This is a genomic window from Mesorhizobium sp. M0140 (assembly GCF_040322475.1).
Classification (GTDB): domain Bacteria; phylum Pseudomonadota; class Alphaproteobacteria; order Rhizobiales; family Rhizobiaceae; genus Mesorhizobium.
In genome coordinates this window covers 151,358-173,423 of record NZ_JAMYTM010000012.1, presented here as the reverse complement: position 1 = coordinate 173,423, position 22,066 = coordinate 151,358, and the positions used below count along the sequence as shown (strand labels likewise).

The window sequence follows — 22,066 nt, the reverse complement described above, 5'->3', positions numbered from 1 at the left end:
CACGAACAGGATGGAAACGAATCTCCATCCTGTTCGATAGGTCTTACCAGATCCTCATCCAGCCCAACTTAAGTGAACTGCATTACGGCCATGTGCCGCCCTTTTTTGTGAACTACGCAGAACTGCCGTCAAGCCGTGCCGAAGGCGCTGGCGCCATGATCGGCGCGGCCGACCAGTTGTCGAAAGCCGGCAAACAGCTCGCGGCCGAAACCGAACTCGTTGCCGATGAGATCGGCATCCGCCGTCCGGCGCAAAGCGAAGTCGCCGGCCGGCACCAGCACTTCGAGTGTGCCGGCTTCGGCGTCGAGCCGGATGATGTCGCCTTCGTGGATCCTGGCGATAGGACCCTCCTCGACCGCTTCCGGCGTGACATGGATCGCCGCCGGCACCTTGCCGGAGGCGCCCGACATGCGTCCGTCGGTGACCAGCGCCACGCGCTGGCCGCGATCCTGCAGGATGCCGAGCACGGTAGTCAGCTTGTGCAGCTCCGGCATGCCGTTGGCCTTGGGCCCCTGGAAGCGGATGACGGCGATGAAATCACCGATCAGCGTGCCGGCCTTGAACGCATCGTTCAGCCCTTGCTGGCTGTCGAAGACCTTGGCCGGCGCCTCGATGATACGCCGCTCCGGCTTCACCGCGGAAGTCTTGATGACGGCGTGGCCGAGATTGCCTGACAGCACCTTCAGGCCGCCGGTCGCCTGGAATGCCTTGTTGAACGGCGCCAGCACCTTTTCGTCGCCGCTTGCCTTCGGCGAGGCCTCGCGCACCACGCCTCCGTCGGCGCCGAGCTTTGCCTCGACCGCATAGGGCCGCAGGCCTTCGCCCCACACCGTCTGCACATCCTCATGCAAGATGCCTTCGTCGAGCAGCTCGCGGATCAGGAAGCCGAGCCCGCCGGCGGCGTGGAAATGGTTCACGTCGGCGAGGCCGTTCGGATAGACCCGCGCCAGCAGTGGCACCGCCTCCGACAGGTCGGAAATATCCTGCCAGGTGATGGCTATGCCGGCCGCCGCCGCCATGGCGATCAGGTGGATGGTGTGATTGGTCGAGCCGCCGGTGGCGTGCAGGCCGACGACGCCGTTGACGATCGAGCGTTCGTCGATCATCCGGCCGACAGGCGTATAGGCGTTGCCGAGCGCGGTGATCGCCAGCGCCCGCTTCGTCGCCTCGCGGGTCAACGCATCGCGCAGCGGCGTGCCAGGGTTGACGAAGGAAGCGCCCGGCGTGTGCAGGCCCATGATCTCCATCAGCATCTGGTTGGAATTCGCCGTGCCGTAGAAGGTGCAGGTCCCCGGCCCATGATAGGATTTGGACTCGGCCTCCAGCAGTTCGGCGCGTCCGACCTTGCCCTCGGCGAAGAGCTGGCGGACCTTGGCTTTTTCGTCATTGGGCAGGCCTGATGTCATCGGTCCGGCCGGAATGAACACCGCCGGCAGATGGCCGAAGGTGAGCGCTGCGATCACCAGCCCCGGCACGATCTTGTCGCAGACGCCGAGATAGACGGCGGCGTCGAACATGTTGTGCGACAGGCCGATCGCGGCGGCCATGGCGATGACATCGCGCGAAAACAGCGACAGCTCCATGCCGGGCTGGCCTTGCGTGACCCCATCGCACATTGCCGGTACGCCGCCGGCCACCTGGGCGATGCCGCCGGCTTCGCGGGCCGCGTCCTTGATCAGCGCCGGGAAGGTCTCGAACGGCTGATGCGCCGACAGCATGTCGTTGTAGGAGGTGATGATGCCCAGGTTCGGCACCTTGTCGGCGCCAAGCGCGAGCTTTTCCGAGGGGCTGCACACCGCAAAGCCGTGGGCGAGATTGCCGCACGACAGCACAGCCCGGTTGGCGGTGCGGTTCGATGCCTCGACGATGCGGCCGAGATAACGCTCGCGGCCTGGTTTTGAGCGCTGACGGATGCGTTCGGTGATGGCTTCGATGTCGCGTCTGGCGGTCATGGCGGTCGGTCCTTTCAGGCGAGGTCCCGGAAACATCCTCCCGCCGTTTGCCGGGACCAGAGTAAATCGAGATTCAGGGGGCCCAGAAAACCTCTACGGGCTTATGTGCTGCGTCGAGCACGGCACGGATTGGCTTTCGCGGCCCGGGCGCAACCGCGCCGTCGAAGGCGGTACGCTTGTCCTCACCCTCTATGTGCAGCGCGATGAAGCCGGCTTCGACGATGCGCGCCAGCGACAGGGTCAGCCGCGGCTCGCCCGCACTTGCCGCATGAACCGGCAGCACGATCCTGTCGCAAGACGGGTCGAGCAACGTTGCCAGATCGTCGGCATCGGGAAAGAACGAAGCGGTGTGGCCGTCCGGCCCCATGCCGAGCACGACGACATCGAGCGGCCATGGCAAGGACCGGAGCGCTGCATCATCGGACGAGGCCGCATCCTCGATGCTGGTGGCTTCGTGATAGAGCGGCACGAAACGAGCCGCCTTGGCCGCGTTCTGCAACAGATTGGCGGCTACCAGCCCGGCATTGGAGCGTGGCGAGGAGGCCGGCACGAAACGCTCGTCGACCAGCGTCACGATCACCTTGTCCCAGGCGATAGGTATCGCCGAAAGGGCGGCGAAGAATTTTGCCGGCGTGGTGCCGCCGGAGACGGCGAGCAGCCCCGTGCCGCGCTCGGCGATCGCCTTGGTCAGTCTGCCTGCAACATGGCCGGCAAGGGCGGCCGCCAGTTCCTGGCGCCCGGCGAAGCCGTTCCAGCTATAGGCGGCGCTGTTCAATTGCTCTCGTGCCATGTCCGCCCGTCACGTTCGATCAGTGCTATCGAGGCCGATGGGCCCCAGGTGCCCGCCGTGTAGCCCTGCGCCTCCTGCCTGGCACTTTCCCAGGCATTCTGGATCGGGTCGATCCATTTCCACGCCGCCTCGACTTCGTCACGGCGCATGAACAGGGTCTGGTTGCCACGGATGACGTCCATGATCAGCCGCTCATAGGCGTCCGGCGCGCGGCCATCGAAGGACTGCGCAAAACTCATGTCGAGCGAGATCTGGCGCAACCGCATGCCGCCCGGACCCGGATCCTTGATCATGATGAACTGCTTGACGCCTTCGTCGGGCTGCAGCCGGATGACCAGCTGGTTGGCGAAGATCGGACCAGCGCTGTCGCCGAAGATCGAATGCGGGATCGGCTTGAATTCGATGACGATTTCCGAAACCCGGGTTGCCAGCCGCTTGCCGGTCCTGAGGTAGAACGGAACGCCCGCCCAGCGCCAGGTGCCGATCTCGGCCTTGATGGCGACGAAGGTCTCGGTATTGCTGTCGTGGGAAAGCTCCTCGACATAGCCCTTTACAGCTCCGCTGGCCGAGGCGCCTGCGCGGTACTGGCCGCGCACGGTGTGCTTCGGCGCTTCGTTGCCGTTGATGCGCTTCAGTGCCCGCAGCACCTTCAGCTTCTCGTCGCGCACGGCGTCGGCATCCATCGATGACGGCGCTTCCATGGCGACGAGACACAGCAGCTGCAGCATATGGTTCTGCACCATGTCGCGCAGCGCGCCGGCCTTGTCGTAATAGGTGACGCGGTCTTCCAGACCGACGGTCTCGGCGACTGTGATCTGGACATGGTCGATATGGGCTGAATTCCATAACGGCTCGTAGAGCGCGTTGGCGAAACGCAGCGCCATCAGGTTCTGCACCGTCTCCTTGCCGAGATAATGGTCGATGCGGAAGATCTGGCTTTCGTGGAAGTCGTCGCCGACCAGGTCGTTGAGCTTGCGTGCCGAATCGAGATCGCGGCCGATCGGCTTTTCCAGCACGATGCGCGAGTTCGGCGTGATCAGATTGTGCTCTTTCAGCTTGTGCGAGATGTCGCCGAACAGCGCCGGCGCCACCGCCAGGTAGAAGGCTCGGATGCGGTCGCTGTCTCCGATCGCCTTCTTGAGCTTGTCGAAGCCGGCGCCGCTCGTCGCATCGGCGGAGACGTAGGACAGCCGCGCCAGAAAAGTCTTCAGTTCCTTGGCGTCGATGTCGGCCGGCTTGACGTGCTCGGAGATCGCCTGTTTGGCGAAGGCTTGGAATTCCTCATCGCTCATTTTCGAGCGCGACGTGCCGATGATGCGTGTCGGCTCCGAAAACTGATGGTCGCGCTGGCGATAATAGAGCGACGGCAGAAGCTTGCGTTCCGACAGATCGCCGGTGCCGCCGAAAATGATGAAGTCGAAAGGCTCGACGGGGATGATCTGGCTGGTCATGGTCTGTCCGCTTTGACGCCGGTCGCTGTGACGCGGCTGATATAATCTAATCGATTTAAATTTTCCAGTGCCATGGTGTCACATCTGGGTGTATGCGCCGGCCCCTTGACAGTCCGATGACCCGGAGGCTTGTCGAAGGCGCGGCTCCGGAAGCCTTCGCAGTTGCAGCATAGAGCGGGATCGACGCGAAAGCCAAAGGAGAAATCGGCGATGGACCCACATCTTTCGGCCAATCCGGTCAGAAGCCGTGGCTTTGCGCGGATGAGCGCCAATGACGTGCCCGTTGATGGTCACCAATAGTGAGCGGAAAAAACATGCGTCTGGAAAACAAGGTTGCGATCATCACCGGCGCTGCGTCGGGCTTTGGCGAGGGCATTGCCAGGCGTTTTGCGCAGGAGGGCGCCAGGGTCGTTGTCGCCGATCTCAACGCCAGGGGCGCGGAGCGCGTCGCCGGCGAGATCGGAGAAGCGGCGATCTGGACCCAGACGGATGTCTCGCTGCGCTCCGAATTCGACGAGATGGTCTATGCCGCGAAAAGCGCCTTCGGCCGCATCGACATCATGGTCAACAATGCCGGCTACACCCATCGCAACGGCGACATGCTCAACGTCGACGAGGACACCTTCGACCTGATAACCGCCGTCAACATGAAGGCGATCTATCACGCGGCACTTGCCGTGGTGCCGATCATGGAGCGGCAGGGCGGCGGCGTCATCCTGACCACGGCCTCCACCGCGGGTCTGCGGCCGCGCCCCGGCCTCACCTGGTACAATGCGTCGAAAGGCTGGGCGATCACCGCCACCAAATCGATGGCGGTGGAACTGGCGCCGAAGAACATCCGCGTCAACTGCCTCTGCCCGGTTGCCGGCGAGACCGGCATGCTGGAGAAATTCATGGGCGCCGACACGCCCGAGATCCGCGAGAAGTTCCGCGCATCGATCCCACTCGGCCGGCTTTCGACGCCGCTCGACATCGCCAACGCCGCACTCTGGCTGGCCTCGGACGAGGCCGCCTTCATCACCGGCGTGGCGCTGGAGGTCGATGGCGGCCGCTGCATCTGAAAGCCTGATGTATGTCGCTCGAAAGCGGCCCCGGTTTGGGAGAACGACATGCATCAGAACAACAGGCCTGCCTCACGCAGAGCGGGGTACGTCACGCGCCAGTCTTGATGTAACTCTTGTAGATCCAGCCGGTCTTGCCGTTGTAGGTGATCTGGCACCATTTCTTGCAGCTCATCACCTGCACCGAGGTTTTGGCTGGCACCGTACCGATGGCGGCGGCATTTTTCTTCGGGCCGCTTCGCATGGTCACGGCCCTCAGGATGCGCCCTGTTCCGGCGGCTGCGGCTTTCCTGGGCTTCGCCTTGGCTTGGCTGTCATCGCCTTCTGCCGCTGGCTCTTGCGGCTGCACCGCGGGGATGGCGGCGGTTTGTGCGCCGTCGGGGTGGTTGCCCGCGGCTGCGCTGGGCGCGGCTACCTTGGCAAGTTCGGTGGCGGCATCGGTATCGGCTGCCGGCTGTGCGAATGCCGCAGCTTGCTTGTCCGCTGCCTGGCTGGGAGCAGTCGAATCGGAAGTGGCGGCGTCCTTCGGCTGCGAACCGGTCCAGCGCGGATCGTTGGCGGCGAGTGCGGGGATGTTGGCTTGCGCGGCCGCCACGGTTGTCGGAATAGCGTCGGACTTGCGCGCCTGCGGCACGGCTGCCGCGGCGACCGCGGCCCCAACCGGGGTTATTTTCGTCGTCTTCACCGGAACCGTTGGAATGGTCTGCTCGGGGCTCGCTGCCGCTTGTCTGTCGCTGGCCGGCAATGCCAGCCACAGCGCCACGGCGGCGACGCCAAGCAGTGCGGCGGTGCCGATCGCGGCGATCACCAGATGCGAGTTCGAACGGATTTCCTGCCAGAAGGACGGCCGCATGTCGTATCCGAACTGCATGGCAAAGCGCCGACGTTCCGGCGTACCGAAACTGAAGGGCTCTCTCACTCTTGCCACCTCCATAAGCGGGCCGACGTTCTATCGGTCGGTGCCGGAAGTCCGGCGTCTGATCCGCATAGGTCAAAAAAACAACGCGGGCAGTCCCGCAACAATCCCCGAACAATCGCCCAGAACCGGCAGCTTTCGCCTGCGATTGTGGCATCAGTACGCCATTATAGGGGATTCTGCGCCTTTGCGGGAAATTGCGCAATGCGTCGCACGGGCAACAAATGTTACAATGAATATTACAATATTACACCAGGTCGGTCGGCTAGATCCTGTCCCGCAACGCAAACCAGTTGAGCGCCAGGAACAGCAGCGGCGTGCGGAAGCGCCGACCGCCGGGGAACGGCGGGATTTTCAGATCCTCGATCAGCTTCAGCCGGTCGCGGTTGCCGGCAACGGTTTCGGCATAGAGTTTACCGAAGTAGTTCGACAGCATGACGCCGTGGCCGGAATAGCCGCCGGCCGAGATCACATTGGGCATCACTTCGCGCACGAAAGGCTTTCTCGGCACCGTGATGCCGACATAGCCGCCCCAGCCATGCGTGATCTCGACATCCCCGAGCGCCGGATAGAGTTCCGCGATCTGGCGGCGGATGTGAATGTGGATATCCTTCGGATCGTTGACGCCATAGACCTCGCGTCCGCCAAACAGCAGCCGTCCGTCCTTCGATCTGCGGAAATAGCGCACGACGAAGCGGGAATCGTCGACCGCCTCGCCGCCCGGCAAAACGTTCGAGTCCGCTCCCAGAGGCACGGTCGCACCGATGAAGGAACCGATCGGCATGATGTGCGCCGCACTAACCGGCTCGAGCGCGCCGCCATAGGCGTTGACCGCTATCAGGCATTTCTGCGCCGTCACCGTCCCCCTCGGTGTCGAAACCTTGACCTTGCCGCCGCTGGAGATGATGCCGGTCGAGGGCGTCCCCTCGAACAGCTGCGCGCCTGCAAGCGCTGCCACCCGCGCCGTGCCGATCACCAGCTTCATCGGATGGATGTGGCCGGTGCCGGTGTCGCGCGTGCCGCCGAAATAGGCGGTCGAGCCCAACCGCTCCGCCGTCTCCCTGGCATCCATGAACGAGATATGCGGGTAGGAAAAACGGCTCGCCATGATCTCGGCATGCGCCTTGTAGTCGTCGACATAGCGCGGCTTGTGCGCCACCGAGAGCTGGCCCGGCATATAGTCGATATCGATCTGGTTGGCGGCAGTGAATTCGAGGAGATGCGCCTTGGCCTCTTCGGCAAGATCAAACAGCGCCTTGGCGCGGGCCAAGCCATACTCGGCTTCCAGGTCCTCGGCCCAGACGCGCTGGCCGGTGCCGAGCTGCCCGCCATTGCGCCCGGAGGCGCCATCGCCGAAGCGGTAAGCGTCGATCAGCACGACATTGGTGCCTGCCTTGGCCAGATGCGCCGCCGCCGACAAACCGGTAAAGCCGCCGCCGACGATGACGACATCGCATGCCCGGTCGCCATCCAGCGCCGGGTATTCAGGTCTCGGACCGGCTGTGTCCTCATACCAGGACCGGCCGGGGGAGATCGGGGATTGGTAGGGCATGATGCTCGCAGGGAGTAGGGGAGTAGGGGAGTAGGGGAGTAGGGGAGTAGGGGAGTAGGGGAGGCTATCCGGTTGCAAGTCTACGGATGAGAAGTCGAAGAAGCTTTCCCACACTTTCGGTGTTCGCCAACAACGAGGCCGTCGTCGCTTTCGGCGCGATGCCGGTGCGTTCAGCAATCAGAAGCTGAGTTTCCAGTTCCTTCAATGATCCTTGGGCAATACGGAGAAACTGCAGATAAGAGCCTCGAATTTCTCTGCCATACCCCTCCGCTATGTTTGCCGGCACCGAGCTTGCAGCGCGTCGCGCTTGGCTGGTCAGTCCATAAAGTTCTTCCTTTGGCCAAGATTTCGTTGCGCCGTAAATAGCCACTACAAGGTCCATCGCCTGCTGCCAAACCAGCAAGTTCCTTGTAGGAGCCTGTTTTTTCGGCCATTCGTTCCTACTCCCCTACTCCCCTACTCCCCTACTCCCCTAAACATTCAGCAGCAGATACTCCCGCTCCCACGGGCTGATCACTTCCATGAAGGTCTCGAACTCCGCCCGTTTGATCGCCGCATAGGTGGCGGCGAAGGACTTGCCCAGATGCGCGCAGAGTTCCTCGTCGCCCTCGAACAGGTCGACGGCTTCGAGCAGGCCGCGCGGCAGGTCGATCTCGTCGGCATTGGCGGTGGTCAGCACGGGAGGCTCGGCCTTGATCTTGTTGGTGATGCCGATCAGCCCACAGGCAAGCGATGCCGCAAGCGCTAGATAGGGGTTGGCATCGGAGGACGGGATGCGGTTTTCGACGCGCCGAGCCGCCGGATCCGAACGTGGCACGCGAAATGCCGTGGTGCGGTTGTCATAGCCCCATTTGTTGTTGACCGGCGCCGACGCCGCCTGTGTCAGCCGGCGGTAGGAATTGACGTAGGGCGCGAACATCACCAGCGCGTTCGGCACATGCTTCTGCATGCCGCCGATAAAGTGGAAAAAATCGTCGGTTTCCGAGCCGTCAGCGGCCGAAAAGATGTTCTGTCCAGTCTTCTTGTCGATGATCGACTGATGGATATGCATGGCGGAGCCGGGTTGCCCCTGGATCGGCTTGGCCATGAAGGTGGCGTAGATCTCGTGCTTCAGCGCCGCCTCGCGAATGGTGCGCTTGAACATGAACACCTGATCGGCCAGCTCGATCGGGTCGCCATGGCGCAGATTGATCTCCAGCTGCCCGGCACCTTCCTCGTGGATCAGCGTATCGATCTCCAGGCCCTGGCTTTCGGAGAAATGGTAGATGTCGTCGATCAGTTCGTCGAATTCGTTGACACCGGCGATCGAATAGCCGGCGCCGCCGCCGATTGCGCGTCCAGAACGGCCGACCGGCGGCGTCAGCGGATAGTCCGGATCGGGATTCTTGCGCACCAGGTAGAACTCGATCTCGGGCGCCACCACCGGCTTCAGGCCGAGCTTGTCATAGGCAGCCACCACACGCTTCAACACGTTGCGCGGCGTGAACTCGACCGAGCGTCCGTCCTGGTGGACGAGATCGCAGATGACCGCGGCCGTCGGGTCTTCTTCCCAGGGCACCACCGTCAGCGTCGACAGGTCGGGCATCAGTTTAAGGTCGCCGTCGTCTTCCGGATAATGGAAGCCATTGCCATCCTCGGGGTAGCCGCCGGAGATCGTCGTCATGAAGACAGCCGAAGGCAGTGCCAGCGAGGTGTTGGAGGTGAATTTCTTCGACGGCATCATCTTGCCACGCGCAACGCCTGCCTGATCGGGCGTGATGCACTCGATGTCCTCGATGCCGCGCCACTCCAGCCAGGCGCTGACTTCCTTCCAGTTCTTGACGCCCCGTTGATTTTTCACGAAGGCAGGCGTGCGGGCGCGTCCTCCGCGGCTCGACGGACGGACTTCCTTTTTTGCAGGCGGCATCATTCACCAGATTGGGTTGCGGATTGTGGAGTATAGCCGTGCCCCCCTGTGGAAGGGAAGGGGAGCCGCGTCGGGCATTGGCCGGTGCGGTTGAAAATCACGCCAATCGGCCTAGTTTCGGCCGTCGCAATTCCAATCGAGGCCCAAATCTTAATCGAGAAATTGAATGCGGCCCAACGGCAAACTGACGACGATCGGATTCGATGCCGACGACACGCTGTGGCAGAACGAGCAGTTCTTCCGGCTGACGGAAAAGCGCTTTGCCGCCATGCTCGTCGACCATGGCGAAGCCGAGCATATCTCGGCACGATTGCTGGAGGCCGAAAGGCGCAACCTCGCCGTCTATGGCTTCGGCATCAAGGGATTTACCCTGTCGATGATTGAGACGGCGATCGAGGTCACGCAAGGCCGCGTACCGGCCTCGGTCATAGCAGAGATTCTCGATGCCGGCCGCGAAATGCTGAGTCATCCGATCGAGGCCTTGCCGCACGCCCGCGAGACGGTCGAAAAGCTTGCCGGCGCATTCCGGCTCGTGCTGATCACCAAGGGCGACCTCTTCGACCAGGAGCGCAAGCTGGCTGGCTCTGGCCTTGGCGATCTGTTCGACGCGGTCGAGATCGTCAGCGACAAGAATGCCGCCACCTATAGCAGGATCTTCAGCCGCCACGGCGATGGTGCCGCGAAAAGCATGATGGTCGGCAACTCGTTGAAGTCGGATGTGGTGCCGGCCATCGAGGCCGGCGGCTGGGGTGTCCATGTGCCGCATGAACTGACCTGGGTGCTGGAGCATGTCGAAGCGCCGGTAACCGCATCGAGGTTCCGCCAGATATCCGATCTCGGACAGTTGCCCGGACTGATCGAAAGCATCATCGATCCGTGATTGCCGGGCCTTACCTAGTTTGCTCGATTCCGGACGGAAAAACCGTTACACACTTTCCCGCAATTGCCTTAGCGGCCGATGAGGCGATCGATCACCGGTTGCAACCGTTCGGGCGTGATCGGCTTGGCGACCACCACGTCGATGATACCAGACAGGCCCAGGCTTTCCGTCGTGCCATTCTTGGTTGACAGCAGGATTACCGGTGGCAGCGATTTGCCCGAGGCGCGGCGCAACGCGGCGATGCTGGACATCAGATTGTCGCAGTCCGTGTTGTCGGCGCCGCCGTCAAGGACAACCGCACCGGGAATGAGGGACCGCAAGATCCTTGCCGCCGTGTCGGGAGATTCCGAGATTGGCTTGAGCCCGGATCGCTCGACGATCTTTGAAATCACCACGCGATTGATTGGCGATTTCCCGACGACAAGCACCTGCGACGGATCACGGATCGCCTCGGCGCTCGAGTCACGGGTCGCCAGATTCGGATGTCTTGGAGTCTCGCCTTCGCGGTTCACCGGGCACACAAGTCGGCCAAGAAGCTCGCCCCTATTTCAATGCAGAGTTGAATCCGGAGCGCAATTGGCGTGAGATCGGAGCCTATGTCAAGTTGAAATAAAAGTATCCTAAATCATCGCCGGGAGCAGTGAATTTCAAGCAACGCTACTGTACTCAACTGTCCACACGTGAGCTTGATGAAAAGAAAATTCACCTGCGCAGAGGCTGCGCAGGTGAAGGGTCGGTTGCATGGATTTCGGTCAGCCGTGGCTCTGCTGCGTGACGATCACCGGGATCAGCAGATCGCCCCAGTTGCCGTCGCCGCCGTGATGTCGTGCCGAGCGCACGAGCTCGACCGAGACGCCCGCCTCGACCGCCTTCATCACCGACTGGTTGAGGCGGTGCAGGTCGTTGGCCAGCATGCGGATCGTCGCCTGCTGGTCGACGCTCATCGTCGTCGACTGCTCCTCGGCGCGTTCCTTGACGCGGCTTATCGATGCCATTGGTCTTCTCCTTGTGTTCCAAGCCCTGTTGGGCGTTTCCTCTGTATTTCTGTGATCCGCTATTCCGCGGCTGGTTTGAACTGCGCGTGCTCGGTCGATTCATGCATGGCGGTGGTCGACGACTTGCCGCCGGTGATCGCCATAGACACGGCGTCGAAATAGCCGGTGCCGACCTCGCGCTGGTGCTTGGTCGCGGTGTAGCCATTGGCTTCGGCCGCGAACTCCGCTTCCTGCAACTCGGAATAGGCCGCCATCTGCCGCGCCTTGTAGCCGCGCGCCAGTTCGAACATGCCGTAATTGAGCTGGTGGAAGCCGGCGAGCGTGATGAACTGGAACTTGTAGCCCATGGCGCCGAGCTCCTTCTGGAACCTGGCGATCGTCGCGTCGTCGAGGTTCTTCTTCCAGTTGAACGAGGGCGAGCAATTGTATGCGAGCAGCTTGTCGGGATGATGCTTGCGCACGCCCTCAGCGAATTTCCTGGCCTGTGCCAGGTCGGGTTTCGAGGTCTCGCACCAGATCAGATCCGCGTAAGGCGCATAGGCGATGGCGCGGGCGATGCAGGGCTCGATGCCGTTCCTGACATGGTAGAAACCTTCCACCGTGCGCCCGGCGTCGTAGTCGACGAAAGGCTGGTCGCGTTCGTCGATGTCCGAGGTGAGCAGCTTGGCGGCTTCCGCATCGGTGCGCGCGACGACCAGGGTCGGCGTGCCCATCACGTCCGCCGCCAGGCGCGCGGCATTGAGGTTGCGGATGTGCGCCGCGGTCGGGATCAGCACCTTGCCGCCGAGATGGCCGCATTTCTTTTCCGACGCAAGCTGATCCTCATAGTGGACGCCGGCGGCGCCCGCCTCGATGAAGGCCTTCATGATTTCGAAGGCGTTGAGCGGTCCGCCGAAGCCGGCTTCCGCGTCGGCAACGATCGGCGCGAACCAGGTCTCGACCGAAAGCCCGTTGCCTTCGGAGGTCTCGATCTGGTCGGCGCGCTGCAGCGTGCGGTTTATGCGCTTGACCAGTTCGGGCGCCGCATTGGCCGGGTAGAGCGATTGGTCCGGATACATCGCACCAGCCGTGTTGGCGTCGGCGGCAACCTGCCAGCCCGACAGGTAGATCGCCTTCAGCCCGGCGCGCACCTGCTGCATCGCCTGATTGCCGGACATGGCGCCGAGCGCGTTGACGAAGTCCTCCTCGTGGATCAGCTTCCACAGCCGGTTGGCGCCCATTTCGGCGAGGCTCTGGCGGATCTGCACCGAACCGCGCAGGCGCTTCACATCCGCCGCGGAGTAGGGCCGTTCGATACCGTCGAAGCGACCTTCCGGGGCCGATGGGACGAGGTTGTAAAAATCAGTCATTGGTCACTCCGAGGGATTGCTGATCTGTGTCAAGGCGTCAAGAATTTGGGGTCGTTGGGTATGACTGGATTTACATTTCTGCGCGAAATCAGCCACATAAATCCACAAAGCCGGCAGAATATAAGAGAAAACCTGTGTTGTGTTTTACAGAGGTGCATTGTAAATTTGTCATTGTTGTAAAAGGCCAAAGCCAGAAAATTCGTGTAAATGCTGTAAAGGACAGTCCGTGGCTGACCAGAAGATCTTCGCCGGGCCGCGCATCCGCCGCATCCGCAACGCCAAGGGCCTGACCCAGACGGCGATGGCCGAGGGTCTTGGCATTTCGCCATCCTATCTCAATCTGATCGAGCGCAACCAGCGGCCGCTGACGGTGCAGCTGATCCTCAGGCTGGCCTCCGTCTACAAGGTCGATCCACACGAGCTGCAGGGCGAGGCGAGGGGATCTGTCGCTGCCTTGAAGGAAGTGTTCACCGACCCTCTGCTGGTCGGCGAGTTGCCGGGTGATCAGGAACTGATCGAGCTTGCCGAGGCGGCGCCCAATGCGTCCGCGGCGGTGATAAAACTGTTCCGCGCCTATCGCGAGCAGGCCGAGCGCCTGTCCGATCTCAACGAGCTTTTGGCGCGCGAAGGTCGGGCGACGGCGCTTTCCGGCGCCCGCCTGCCGATCGACGAGGTGCACGAGATTTTCGAGCGCCGGCCGAACCATTTTGCTGCCCTCGAGGAGGAGGCCGCGGCGTTCACCTCGGTGCTCGATCCCGGCGACGATCTGTTCGGCGCGCTGAAGGCCTGGCTGAAGCGCGAATATGGCATCGTGGTCAAGGTGCTGCCGGTCGCGACCATGCCGAACTGGCGCCGCCGTTATGATCGTCATTCGCAGCGCCTGTTCCTGTCCGAACGGCTGTCGCCGTTCGACCAGCTGCGCGAAGTCGCGATGGAGGCCTGCCTGATCCGCATGACGGTCGCGGTCGCCGGCGAGATCCAGGCGCTCAAGCTGAGCACCGACGAGGCGCGCCGCCTGGCCCGCTTCGAACTTGGCCGTTATGCGGCGCATGCGCTGATGATGCCCTATCAGGCCTTTCATGCGGCTGCCGTGCGCGCCCGCTATGACATCGATGTCCTGCGTTCGCGCTTCGGGGTCTCTTTCGAACAGGCAGCCAACCGGCTGACCATGCTGCAGCGGCAGGGTGCCTCGGGCGTGCCGTTCTTCATGCTGGAGGTCGACAATGCCGGCAACCGCTTCCGCAAGGCCGGCAGCCAGGGGTTTCCGCAAAGCCGCTTTGGCGGCGGCTGTCCCAAGCTGCCCGTGCATGTTGCCTTCACCCAACCCGGCCAGATCTTTGTCGAGACGGTGGAAATGCCCGACGGCGCCGAGTTCCTGTGCATCGCCCGCACACTGGAAGGGCCGCAAGGCGCGTTCTCGGAACGCCCGCGCCGCACCGCATTGCTGCTTGGCTGCGACATCGGCTTTCGTGACGACATCGTCTATGGCGCGGCATTACCCGGTGCGGCAATCACCGCAAAGGCTGGCAGTATCGCGGCGACGCCGGTCGGGCCTGCCTGCCGGCTTTGCGAACGCGTCGGCTGCCTGGCGCGCGCCGAGCCGCCGGTGACGCGCCCGCTCGGCCTCGACGAGATGGTGACGGGCCTGAGTGCCTTCGATTTCCAGTAGCCGTGTTCCTCTGAAATAGGAGCAAGGTGCCACAATTGTCGCCGGCCGCTGGCTCAGTTCCGGCCTGCGCCTTTGCGGTACGCGAACAGAGCATCTTTTTGTCGTCCCTTGCGCATCGTCCCGTCCACAAAAGCCCGACAGTCGCGCTCATGATCGATACCGCATCGCCGATCGTCGCATCGCCAGCCGTCTCGCCGCGCGAGGAACGCGTCGGCATGCTTTTGGTCTTCCTGTCGGCGCTGATGTGGAGTTTCGGCGGCACCATCGCCCGCTTCATCACTGTCGGTGACAGCTGGACGGTCATTTTCTGGCGCTCCGTCTGGGCAGCCGCCTTCCTGGTCTGCTTCATGGTCTGGCGTGACGGCTGGCGTGGCACGCTGAAGCTGTTCCGCGACATGGGTCTGCCCGGCCTTGCCGTCGGGATCTGCTTCGCCACCGCATCCACAGCCTTTGTCGTCGCGCTGGCCTACACCACCGTCGCCAACATCCTGTTGATGCAGGCCGGCGTGCCGTTGCTGGCGGCGCTGTTTGCCTGGGCATTGTTTCGCGAAAGGGTTGGTGTCGCGACATGGGTGGCAATCGCCGCCGTCATCACCGGCGTCGCCATCATGGTGTCGGAATCGCTGGATGGCGCCGTCTCGCCCATAGGCGATGGGCTGGCGCTGTTGATCGCGGTCATGTTCTCGGTCGCCACCGTCATCACCCGGCGGTTTTCCGGCGTGCGCATGACGCCAGCGACGTGCCTCGGCACCATGCTCGCGGCCGGCTTTGCCGTCTCGCAGGCATCGACCTTCGCCGTGTCGGTCAGCGACATGGGCTTTCTGTTTGCCTTCGGCGTGGTCAATCTCGGCCTCGGCCTCGCCTTCTTCGCCACCGGAGCGCGGCTGATACCGGCGGCCATCGCGGCGCTGCTCGGCACGTTCGAACCGATCCTCGGTCCGATATGGGTCTGGCTCATCCATTCCGAGGTGCCGTCGGGGCGCACCATCATTGGCGGTGCGGTGGTTGTCACGGCGCTGCTCGTCCATATCGGGCTCGAATTCAAGCGCCAGGCACGGCCCGAACGCGCCGGGGTCACCGGGGTGCCGTCGCCTAATTGAAGCGGCCTGCAGCTTTGCCATTGACAACGTCGCTGCAGCACGGGCAGGCTGGGAATACGGCAACAACAAGACAGGCGTATCTTGCCAAGTCTCCCAGCCGGTCCGATCGAGACCGGACCATATCGTCGTATCTCTGCCCGCGCCACGGCGAAAGCCTATGACGGTATGCCTCCCAGCCCGCCTCAGGGGCATCGAGCCATCTCATCGAACCGCCTGCATGGTCTCGGCAGTTCGCGCTTGTCGCCCCTTGGAAAGCTCAATAGTCTGAAGAAAATGCCGGTCGCGCTGATATCGCGACGAGCCGGTGAAGGAACACTCATCAAAGGAGAATAGCATGATCCGCAAAGCGCTCTGGCTTTCGGCAACCTCGGCATTCCTGACACTTTTCACCGTCGGCGGTCACGCCGAGGATCGTGTCGTCAACGTCTTCAACTGGTCGGACTACATCGACAGTTCGATCATCGACGATTTCACCAAGGAAACCGGCATCAAGGTCGTCTATGACACCTTCGATTCCAACGAAATCCTGGAAACCAAGCTGCTTGCCGGCGGCAGCGGCTACGACGTCGTCGTGCCCAGCGGCAACTTCCTCGCGCGCCAGATCCAGGCCGGTGTGTTCCAGAAGCTCGACAAGTCGAAACTGCCCAACATTTCCAACATGTGGGATACGGTTACCGAGCGCACCGCCAAGTACGACCCCGGCAACGAATACTCGGTCAACTACATGTGGGGCACGGTTGGCATCGGCTACAACATCAAGAAGGTGCAGGCGGCACTCGGCACCGACAAGATCGACAGCTGGGATGTCTTCTTCAATCCCGATAGCCTGGCCAAATTGAAGGACTGCGGTGTCTACGTGCTGGACTCGCCGGCCGACATCATTCCGGCCGCACTGAAATATCTCGGCCTCGACCCGAACAGCACGTCACCCGATGATATCGCCAAGGCCGAGGAGACCTTGCTCAAGGTCCGGCCTTACATCAGGAAGTTCCACTCCTCCGAATACATCAACGCGCTCGCCAACGGCGATATCTGCCTGGCCGTTGGCTGGTCGGGTGACGTGTTCCAGGCCCGCAACCGCGCGGTCGAGGCCAAGCAGGGCGTCGAAATCGGCTATTCCGTGCCGAAGGAGGGCGCGCAGATGTGGTTCGACCAGATGGCGATCCCTGCCGACGCGCCGCATGTCGCGGAGGCGCTCGAGTTCATCAACTACATGATGAAGCCGGAAGTTATCGCCAAGTCGTCGAACTACGTGCTCTACGCAAACGGCAACAAGGCCTCGCAGCAATTCGTCGACAAGGCATTGTTGGAGGATCCTTCGGTTTATCCCGATGCCGAGACCATAAAGAAGCTCTACACCGTCTCGCCGTACGATCCCAAGACCCAGCGCGTCATCACGCGCACCTGGACCAAGATCGTCACTGGCCAGTAAGCAATCCGACACGGTCCCGGCAGCCACCTGCCGGGACCGTTTCTACCTGGGGCAAGAAGCAAGAATCAGGACGGAGTGGGACATGAAATCGCTTGGCAGCATCCGCAGGGATTTTGCACCGTGGAACGACCCGAACGCCAAGCCGTACATCCAGTTCGACAACGTCACCAAGAAGTTCGGTGACTTCACCGCCGTCAACAATCTGTCTCTGACCATCTTCGAGCGCGAGTTCTTCGCGCTGCTCGGTGCTTCCGGTTGTGGAAAGTCGACGCTGCTCAGGATGCTCGCCGGCTTCGAGGAGCCGACAGCCGGCCGCATTCTGCTCGATGGCCAGGATCTGCGCGGCATCCCGCCCTACCGGCGGCCTGTCAACATGATGTTCCAGTCCTATGCGCTGTTCCCGCATATGACGGTCGAGAACAACATCGCCTTCGGCCTCAAGCAGGACGGCATGCCGAAGCCCGAGATCGCATCGCGCGTTGCCGAGATGCTGAAGCTGGTCAAACTCGAGCAGTTCGCCAAGCGCAAGCCGCACCAACTGTCCGGCGGCCAGCGCCAGCGCGTCGCGCTCGCCCGCTCGGTCGCCAAGCGGCCGAAGGTGTTGCTGCTCGACGAGCCGCTTGGCGCTCTCGACAAGAAGCTGCGTGAGGAGACGCAGTTCGAACTGATGGACCTGCAGCAGAACCTCGGCCTGACCTTCGTCGTCGTCACCCACGACCAGGAAGAGGCGATGACCATGGCCGATCGCATCGCCATCATCGACAAGGGCGAGGTGATGCAGGTGGCAACGCCGGCCGAAGTCTACGAGGCGCCGGGGTCCCGCTTCGTCGCCGGCTTCGTCGGCAATGTGAACATGTTCGAGGGCAAGATCGCGCGTGGCGAGGCCGGCAGCGCCAGCATCGATGCCGGCAACGGCATCACCATCCGCACCGACAATGCCGGCACCGCCGGCGCCGGGACGGCCGTCACCTTCGCCATCAGGCCCGAAAAGATCAAGGTGTCGTCGAAGAAACCGGCCGAGGCGGTCAACGCCATCGAGGGCGAGGTCTACGACATCGCCTATCTCGGCGACATGACCGTCTATCATGTCAGGCTGGACGACGGCCAGGTGGTGCGCGCCAGCACCATGAACGCGGCCCGCATCACCGAGGATCCGTTGAGCTGGAACGACCGCGCCTGGGTTTCCTTCCGGCCCGACGCCGGCGTCGTGCTGACGCGGTAGGGGCGACCATGTCGAGCGCCGCCGTCACCACCGCATCAGCCTCTCCGACGACCAATGCCGGCAAATCCATCCTCGCCAGGCTGGGTGCTGCCTTCGTTGGCCGACTGGTCATCATCATCCCTTATGTCTGGCTGCTGTTCTTCTTCCTCATTCCGTTCGTCATCGTCTTCAAGATCTCGCTGTCGCAGACGGCGATCGCCATTCCGCCCTATACGCCGGCGCTCGATTTCAGCGGCGGAGTTTCCGGGTTCCTCGCCCAGCTGAAACAACTCAGCCTCGACAACTACGCCTGGCTGACGCAGGACGCGCTCTACTTCAACGCCTATGTGACCAGCGTCATCATCGCCGCGGTCTCGACGGTCCTGACACTGCTCGTCGGCTATCCCATCGCCTACGGCATGGCGCGCGCGCCGGCGACGATCCGCCCAACCTTGCTGATGCTGGTGATCCTGCCGTTCTGGACCTCGTTCCTGATCCGCGTCTACGCCTGGATCGGCATTCTCAAGCCCGAAGGGCTGCTCAATCAGCTGCTGCTCGCCACCGGCGTCATCCACCAGCCGCTGATCATCCTCAACACCTATACGGCGATCTTCATCGGCATCGTCTATTCCTACCTGCCGTTCATGGTGCTGCCGCTCTATTCCGCGCTTGAGAAGATGGACTATTCGCTGATCGAGGCAGCCAAGGATCTCGGCTGTCCGCCGACCAGCGCGTTCTGGAAGATCACCTTCCCGCTATCGCTGCCCGGCGTCATCGCGGGCTGTCTGCTGGTGTTCATTCCGGCCGTCGGCGAGTTCGTCATTCCCGATCTGCTCGGCGGATCGCAGACGCTGATGATCGGCAAGACGTTGTGGAACGAGTTCTTCGCCAATCGCGACTGGCCGGTATCGTCGGCCGTCGCCGTCATCCTGCTGTTGCTGCTGATCGTGCCGATCATGCTCTTCCAGCGGGCCCAGGCGCGCGCTCAGGAAATGGACAGGTGACCTCATGAACGCCACCTGGAGCCGCTTCAACATCACCTCGATCGTGCTTGGATTTGCCTTTCTCTATCTGCCGATCGTGCTGCTCATCGTCTTCTCGTTCAACGAATCGAAACTGGTCACGGTCTGGGGCGGTTTCTCGACCAAATGGTACGTCTCGCTGTTCCACAACCAAGGCCTCATGGACGCGACCTGGGTGACGGCGCGTGTTGGCCTGATCTCGGCCACGGTTGCGACGGTGCTGGGCACCCTGGCGGCACTCACCTTGACCCGCTACACGCGCTTCAAGGGCAGGGTGCTATTCTCCGGCATGGTCTTTGCGCCGCTGGTCATGCCGGAAGTCATCACCGGCCTGTCGCTGCTGCTGCTCTTTGTCGCCGTCGGGCTCGACCGCGGCTTCCTCACCGTGACGCTCGCCCACATCACGCTGACCATGTGCTTCGTCGCCGTGGTCGTGCAGTCGCGCCTCATGACCTTCGACCGCTCGCTGGAAGAAGCCGCGATGGATCTTGGCGCAACGCCGGTGAAGACCTTCTTCCAGATCACATTGCCGGTTATCATGCCGGCGATCGTCTCCGGCTGGATGCTGGCTTTCACCCTTTCGCTCGACGATCTGGTCATCGCCAGCTTCACCTCCGGGCCGGGCGCGACGACGCTGCCGATGAAGATTTACAGCCAGGTTCGCCTCGGCGTGACGCCGGAAATCAACGCCGCCTGTACCATTCTGATCGCCGTCGTGGCGATTGGCGTCATCATCGCCTCGCTTGCCAACAAACGGCGTGAGGTGCAGCGCCAGCTCGACGAGCAGGCCGCGCAGCGCGGGTGAAAGATAGGAGGCGCGGTGGCGGCCTATTCCCCCGAAACGCCGCGGCTGATCGGGGAAATGAACGGCGTGCTCCATGTCCCGCCGACGAAGAACGACGACTGGTTGGGACCTTGCTGGCCGTTGGCCTGCGTTGCCGCCTGCTCAGGCTGAATGACGCCGCCGGACAAGGCCAGTCCGCGCCCGGCGTAGGACGCGATGCCGGATAGCCAGATCTTGTACTTCGCTGAATTGGCCTCGGCCTTGTCGATCCGCGCTACGCCCTTCGAAATGGTGGCCTTGATCTCAGCACCGTCGATCGGCAATGTTCCGTCAGAGACATCGTCGAGCGCGAAGAAGCCGCCCTGTTCGGTATGTTTGAGGAAGGCCGGCAGGTTGAGCTTGCTCAACGCACCCGGCCCGAACGTCGCCGAGACCGAGCCGTCGGCATTGTCGAAGATGGAATCCCAGGTTCTGCCCGGCCCCTTGAGGATCACCGAGACGGTGCCCGTGCCGACCGGCACCAGCCGCGTCATCCCTGCCGCCGTGCCGAAAGCACCGCCGTCGATGTCGGACGCCAGAAGGCGGATCTCGACCTGCGAGCCTTCCGGCTTGCGATCGAAGCGAAGGCTGGTCTGGATGTTGCCGCCGAAGGCCGAGGCATCGGAAATGTCGAAGACGGACAGACCATCCTTGACCTGGGCGGTGGCGGCGACGTCGGCGAGCTGGATAGGCCCCGCCGTGGCGTGGGCTGCCGACAGCCTCAGATCGAGATTGATCTTGTCGGCGAAACTTGTGTCGATTTCGCCGGGTCCCGCCCCTCCGGTCGGCACCAGCGGGGTGAAGGCCGACAGAAACGATCTGAGGTCGAGCGTGTCGAAGGCGAGCGTGCCGGAGATTACCGGTTGTGCTTCACCAAGCGAGAGGTCCAGTGCACCCATCCCCGGATTGTTGTCGAGCGCAATCGCCGTGTTGTCGAACTTGACGCGCCCGCCGGTCGCGGTGATCTTGCTCGAAATGCTGACCGAGCCGATCGCCGCGCCCGGAGCGATGCCGGCCTGCGACCATTCCAGGACGCGCCGCAGCGAGGGTGCCGAGAACTTCGCCTGACCGTCGAAATAGGTATTTTCAGACATGCTGGCCGTGCCGTCGAACGAGAAGGTGGCGGGTGCCGCCTTGAAGGACAGCGCCAGCGGCGCCGTGCCGCCGGCAAACAGCACAAGCGGTTTGGCCGAGGCGACGTCCAGCGCGACGCTTTCGCCCCGCCAGATCCCTGTTGCCGACAGCGTCGCATTGCTGTTCATCGCCGCCCAATTCGCCTGACCGTTCAAACTGCTCAGGATCTCGACGTCCTTGCCGCCGATGGAGGCGACCATTCGGCCGTCGCGAAACTCGACCGTGCCGAAGGTGTCGGTAGGCAGCTTGTCGAGGTCCGGCTTGGCGGGGTCGGCATTGACCACGCCGCGCGCCGTGTCGATGGAGCGCGTGATGCGCCCGCCGGTCGGGACAGCAGGCAGGAAAAGGCCGGCAGGCGTGCGCTGAACCCGGATCGTCGGCCGCACCAGCCGCGCCGTCGCAAACACCACGTCGCCGCGTAGCGCCGCCATGGCGGAAAGATCGATCTCGACCCGTTCTGCCTCGACCACCGGCGGCGCCTCGGTGTCGGTCCATTGCGAAAGCGTCACATCGGTCAGGATTGCGCGGAATGTCGGCCAGACCTCGATGCGCGGCGAACCGTCGATGGCGACCCGGAAGCCGCTCCACGCACTCATTTCCCAGGCGATGCGGTCGCGCACGATACGGGTGGAGGCGATCAGCGGCAGGGCGGCAACGACCAGCGCGACGACGATCACGGCAGCGCCGATCGCCCATATTCCGCGCCGGATCATAGATGATGGCATATGGCCCCGTATGCTTCCATTCCGACAAATCGCCCGACGGGTGTAACCCCAGTCGTCACCACGACCCCAGTCGTCACCACGACTGCAGTCGTGACCACGACTTCCGGC

General features: G+C 62.9%; 19 protein-coding genes. 8 read left to right on the top strand and 11 right to left on the bottom strand.

Going from position 1 to position 22,066, the window contains the following annotated elements:
* Positions 1 to 128: 128 nt before the first annotated feature.
* The 3 genes from edd to zwf form a co-directional block, all read right to left on the bottom strand.
* Positions 129 to 1,952 (bottom strand): phosphogluconate dehydratase, encoded by a 1,824-nt coding sequence (gene edd, locus NKJ37_RS15030; protein ID WP_352774210.1) that lies wholly within the window; start codon positions 1,950 to 1,952, stop codon positions 129 to 131.
* Between the two features lie 73 nt (positions 1,953 to 2,025).
* Positions 2,026 to 2,742 carry a 6-phosphogluconolactonase gene (pgl, locus tag NKJ37_RS15025; RefSeq protein WP_352611481.1) on the bottom strand — a complete coding sequence of 239 codons (717 nt, stop codon included), beginning with the start codon at positions 2,740 to 2,742 and terminating at the stop codon, positions 2,026 to 2,028.
* Positions 2,724 to 4,193: a glucose-6-phosphate dehydrogenase gene (zwf, locus tag NKJ37_RS15020; protein ID WP_023809187.1), complete on the bottom strand. Its 1,470-nt coding sequence runs from the start codon at positions 4,191 to 4,193 to the stop codon at positions 2,724 to 2,726. The genes pgl and zwf overlap by 19 nt, the downstream gene beginning before the upstream one ends.
* A 314-nt stretch (positions 4,194 to 4,507) precedes the next feature.
* Between zwf and NKJ37_RS15015 the strand changes: the two genes are divergently transcribed.
* Positions 4,508 to 5,254: an SDR family oxidoreductase gene (locus NKJ37_RS15015; protein WP_128302651.1), complete on the top strand. Its 747-nt coding sequence runs from the start codon at positions 4,508 to 4,510 to the stop codon at positions 5,252 to 5,254.
* Positions 5,255 to 5,345: 91 nt separating this feature from the next.
* Here the strand turns inward: NKJ37_RS15015 and NKJ37_RS15010 are convergent, their stop codons facing one another.
* The 4 genes from NKJ37_RS15010 to NKJ37_RS14995 all read right to left on the bottom strand — a co-directional run bounded on the left by NKJ37_RS15010 (position 5,346) and on the right by NKJ37_RS14995 (position 9,631).
* Positions 5,346 to 6,173 (bottom strand): SH3 domain-containing protein, encoded by an 828-nt coding sequence (locus tag NKJ37_RS15010; RefSeq protein WP_352611482.1) that lies wholly within the window; start codon positions 6,171 to 6,173, stop codon positions 5,346 to 5,348.
* A gap of 262 nt (positions 6,174 to 6,435) precedes the next feature.
* Complete coding sequence (locus NKJ37_RS15005) at positions 6,436 to 7,722, bottom strand: NAD(P)/FAD-dependent oxidoreductase (protein ID WP_352441043.1); 1,287 nt, start codon at positions 7,720 to 7,722, stop codon at positions 6,436 to 6,438.
* Positions 7,723 to 7,786: 64 nt separating this feature from the next.
* Positions 7,787 to 8,104: a four helix bundle protein gene (locus NKJ37_RS15000; protein ID WP_352774208.1), complete on the bottom strand. Its 318-nt coding sequence runs from the start codon at positions 8,102 to 8,104 to the stop codon at positions 7,787 to 7,789.
* Positions 8,105 to 8,194: 90 nt separating this feature from the next.
* Entirely contained in the window at positions 8,195 to 9,631 is a 1,437-nt protein-coding gene (locus tag NKJ37_RS14995) for a glutamine synthetase family protein (protein WP_027035719.1), read from the bottom strand.
* Positions 9,632 to 9,794: 163 nt separating this feature from the next.
* Between NKJ37_RS14995 and NKJ37_RS14990 the strand changes: the two genes are divergently transcribed.
* A complete protein-coding gene (locus tag NKJ37_RS14990) occupies positions 9,795 to 10,508 on the top strand; it encodes an HAD family hydrolase (RefSeq protein WP_352774206.1) in 714 nt (237 codons plus the stop codon).
* 68 nt (positions 10,509 to 10,576) lie between these two features.
* On the opposite strand, the gene NKJ37_RS14985 is transcribed toward NKJ37_RS14990, so the two are convergent.
* From NKJ37_RS14985 to aceA, 3 genes are all read right to left on the bottom strand, one after another.
* A complete protein-coding gene (locus tag NKJ37_RS14985; protein WP_352735548.1) occupies positions 10,577 to 11,029 on the bottom strand; it encodes a response regulator in 453 nt (150 codons plus the stop codon).
* Positions 11,030 to 11,260: 231 nt separating this feature from the next.
* Positions 11,261 to 11,503 carry an SMc00767 family acetate metabolism repressor gene (locus tag NKJ37_RS14980; RefSeq protein WP_006202762.1) on the bottom strand — a complete coding sequence of 81 codons (243 nt, stop codon included), beginning with the start codon at positions 11,501 to 11,503 and terminating at the stop codon, positions 11,261 to 11,263.
* A gap of 59 nt (positions 11,504 to 11,562) precedes the next feature.
* Positions 11,563 to 12,852 (bottom strand): isocitrate lyase, encoded by a 1,290-nt coding sequence (gene aceA / locus NKJ37_RS14975; RefSeq protein WP_352555020.1) that lies wholly within the window; start codon positions 12,850 to 12,852, stop codon positions 11,563 to 11,565.
* A gap of 226 nt (positions 12,853 to 13,078) precedes the next feature.
* On the opposite strand from aceA, the gene NKJ37_RS14970 reads away from it, so the two are divergent.
* The 6 genes from NKJ37_RS14970 to NKJ37_RS14945 all read left to right on the top strand — a co-directional run bounded on the left by NKJ37_RS14970 (position 13,079) and on the right by NKJ37_RS14945 (position 20,081).
* A complete protein-coding gene (locus NKJ37_RS14970; protein WP_352555019.1) occupies positions 13,079 to 14,521 on the top strand; it encodes a helix-turn-helix domain-containing protein in 1,443 nt (480 codons plus the stop codon).
* A 149-nt stretch (positions 14,522 to 14,670) separates the two neighbouring features.
* Positions 14,671 to 15,621, top strand: a complete 951-nt coding sequence (locus NKJ37_RS14965; RefSeq protein WP_023809178.1) for a DMT family transporter — start codon at positions 14,671 to 14,673, stop codon at positions 15,619 to 15,621.
* 334 nt (positions 15,622 to 15,955) lie between these two features.
* Positions 15,956 to 17,053, top strand: coding sequence for a polyamine ABC transporter substrate-binding protein (locus NKJ37_RS14960; RefSeq protein WP_352555018.1), 1,098 nt, complete (start codon positions 15,956 to 15,958; stop codon positions 17,051 to 17,053).
* 82 nt (positions 17,054 to 17,135) lie between these two features.
* Positions 17,136 to 18,275, top strand: coding sequence for an ABC transporter ATP-binding protein (locus NKJ37_RS14955; RefSeq protein ID WP_013530249.1), 1,140 nt, complete (start codon positions 17,136 to 17,138; stop codon positions 18,273 to 18,275).
* Between the two features lie 8 nt (positions 18,276 to 18,283).
* Positions 18,284 to 19,258, top strand: coding sequence for an ABC transporter permease subunit (locus NKJ37_RS14950; protein WP_023809176.1), 975 nt, complete (start codon positions 18,284 to 18,286; stop codon positions 19,256 to 19,258).
* 4 nt (positions 19,259 to 19,262) lie between these two features.
* Entirely contained in the window at positions 19,263 to 20,081 is an 819-nt protein-coding gene (locus NKJ37_RS14945; protein ID WP_013530251.1) for an ABC transporter permease, read from the top strand.
* A gap of 23 nt (positions 20,082 to 20,104) precedes the next feature.
* Here the strand turns inward: NKJ37_RS14945 and NKJ37_RS14940 are convergent, their stop codons facing one another.
* Positions 20,105 to 21,958 carry an AsmA family protein gene (locus NKJ37_RS14940; RefSeq protein WP_352555017.1) on the bottom strand — a complete coding sequence of 618 codons (1,854 nt, stop codon included), beginning with the start codon at positions 21,956 to 21,958 and terminating at the stop codon, positions 20,105 to 20,107.
* Positions 21,959 to 22,066 lie beyond the last annotated feature (108 nt).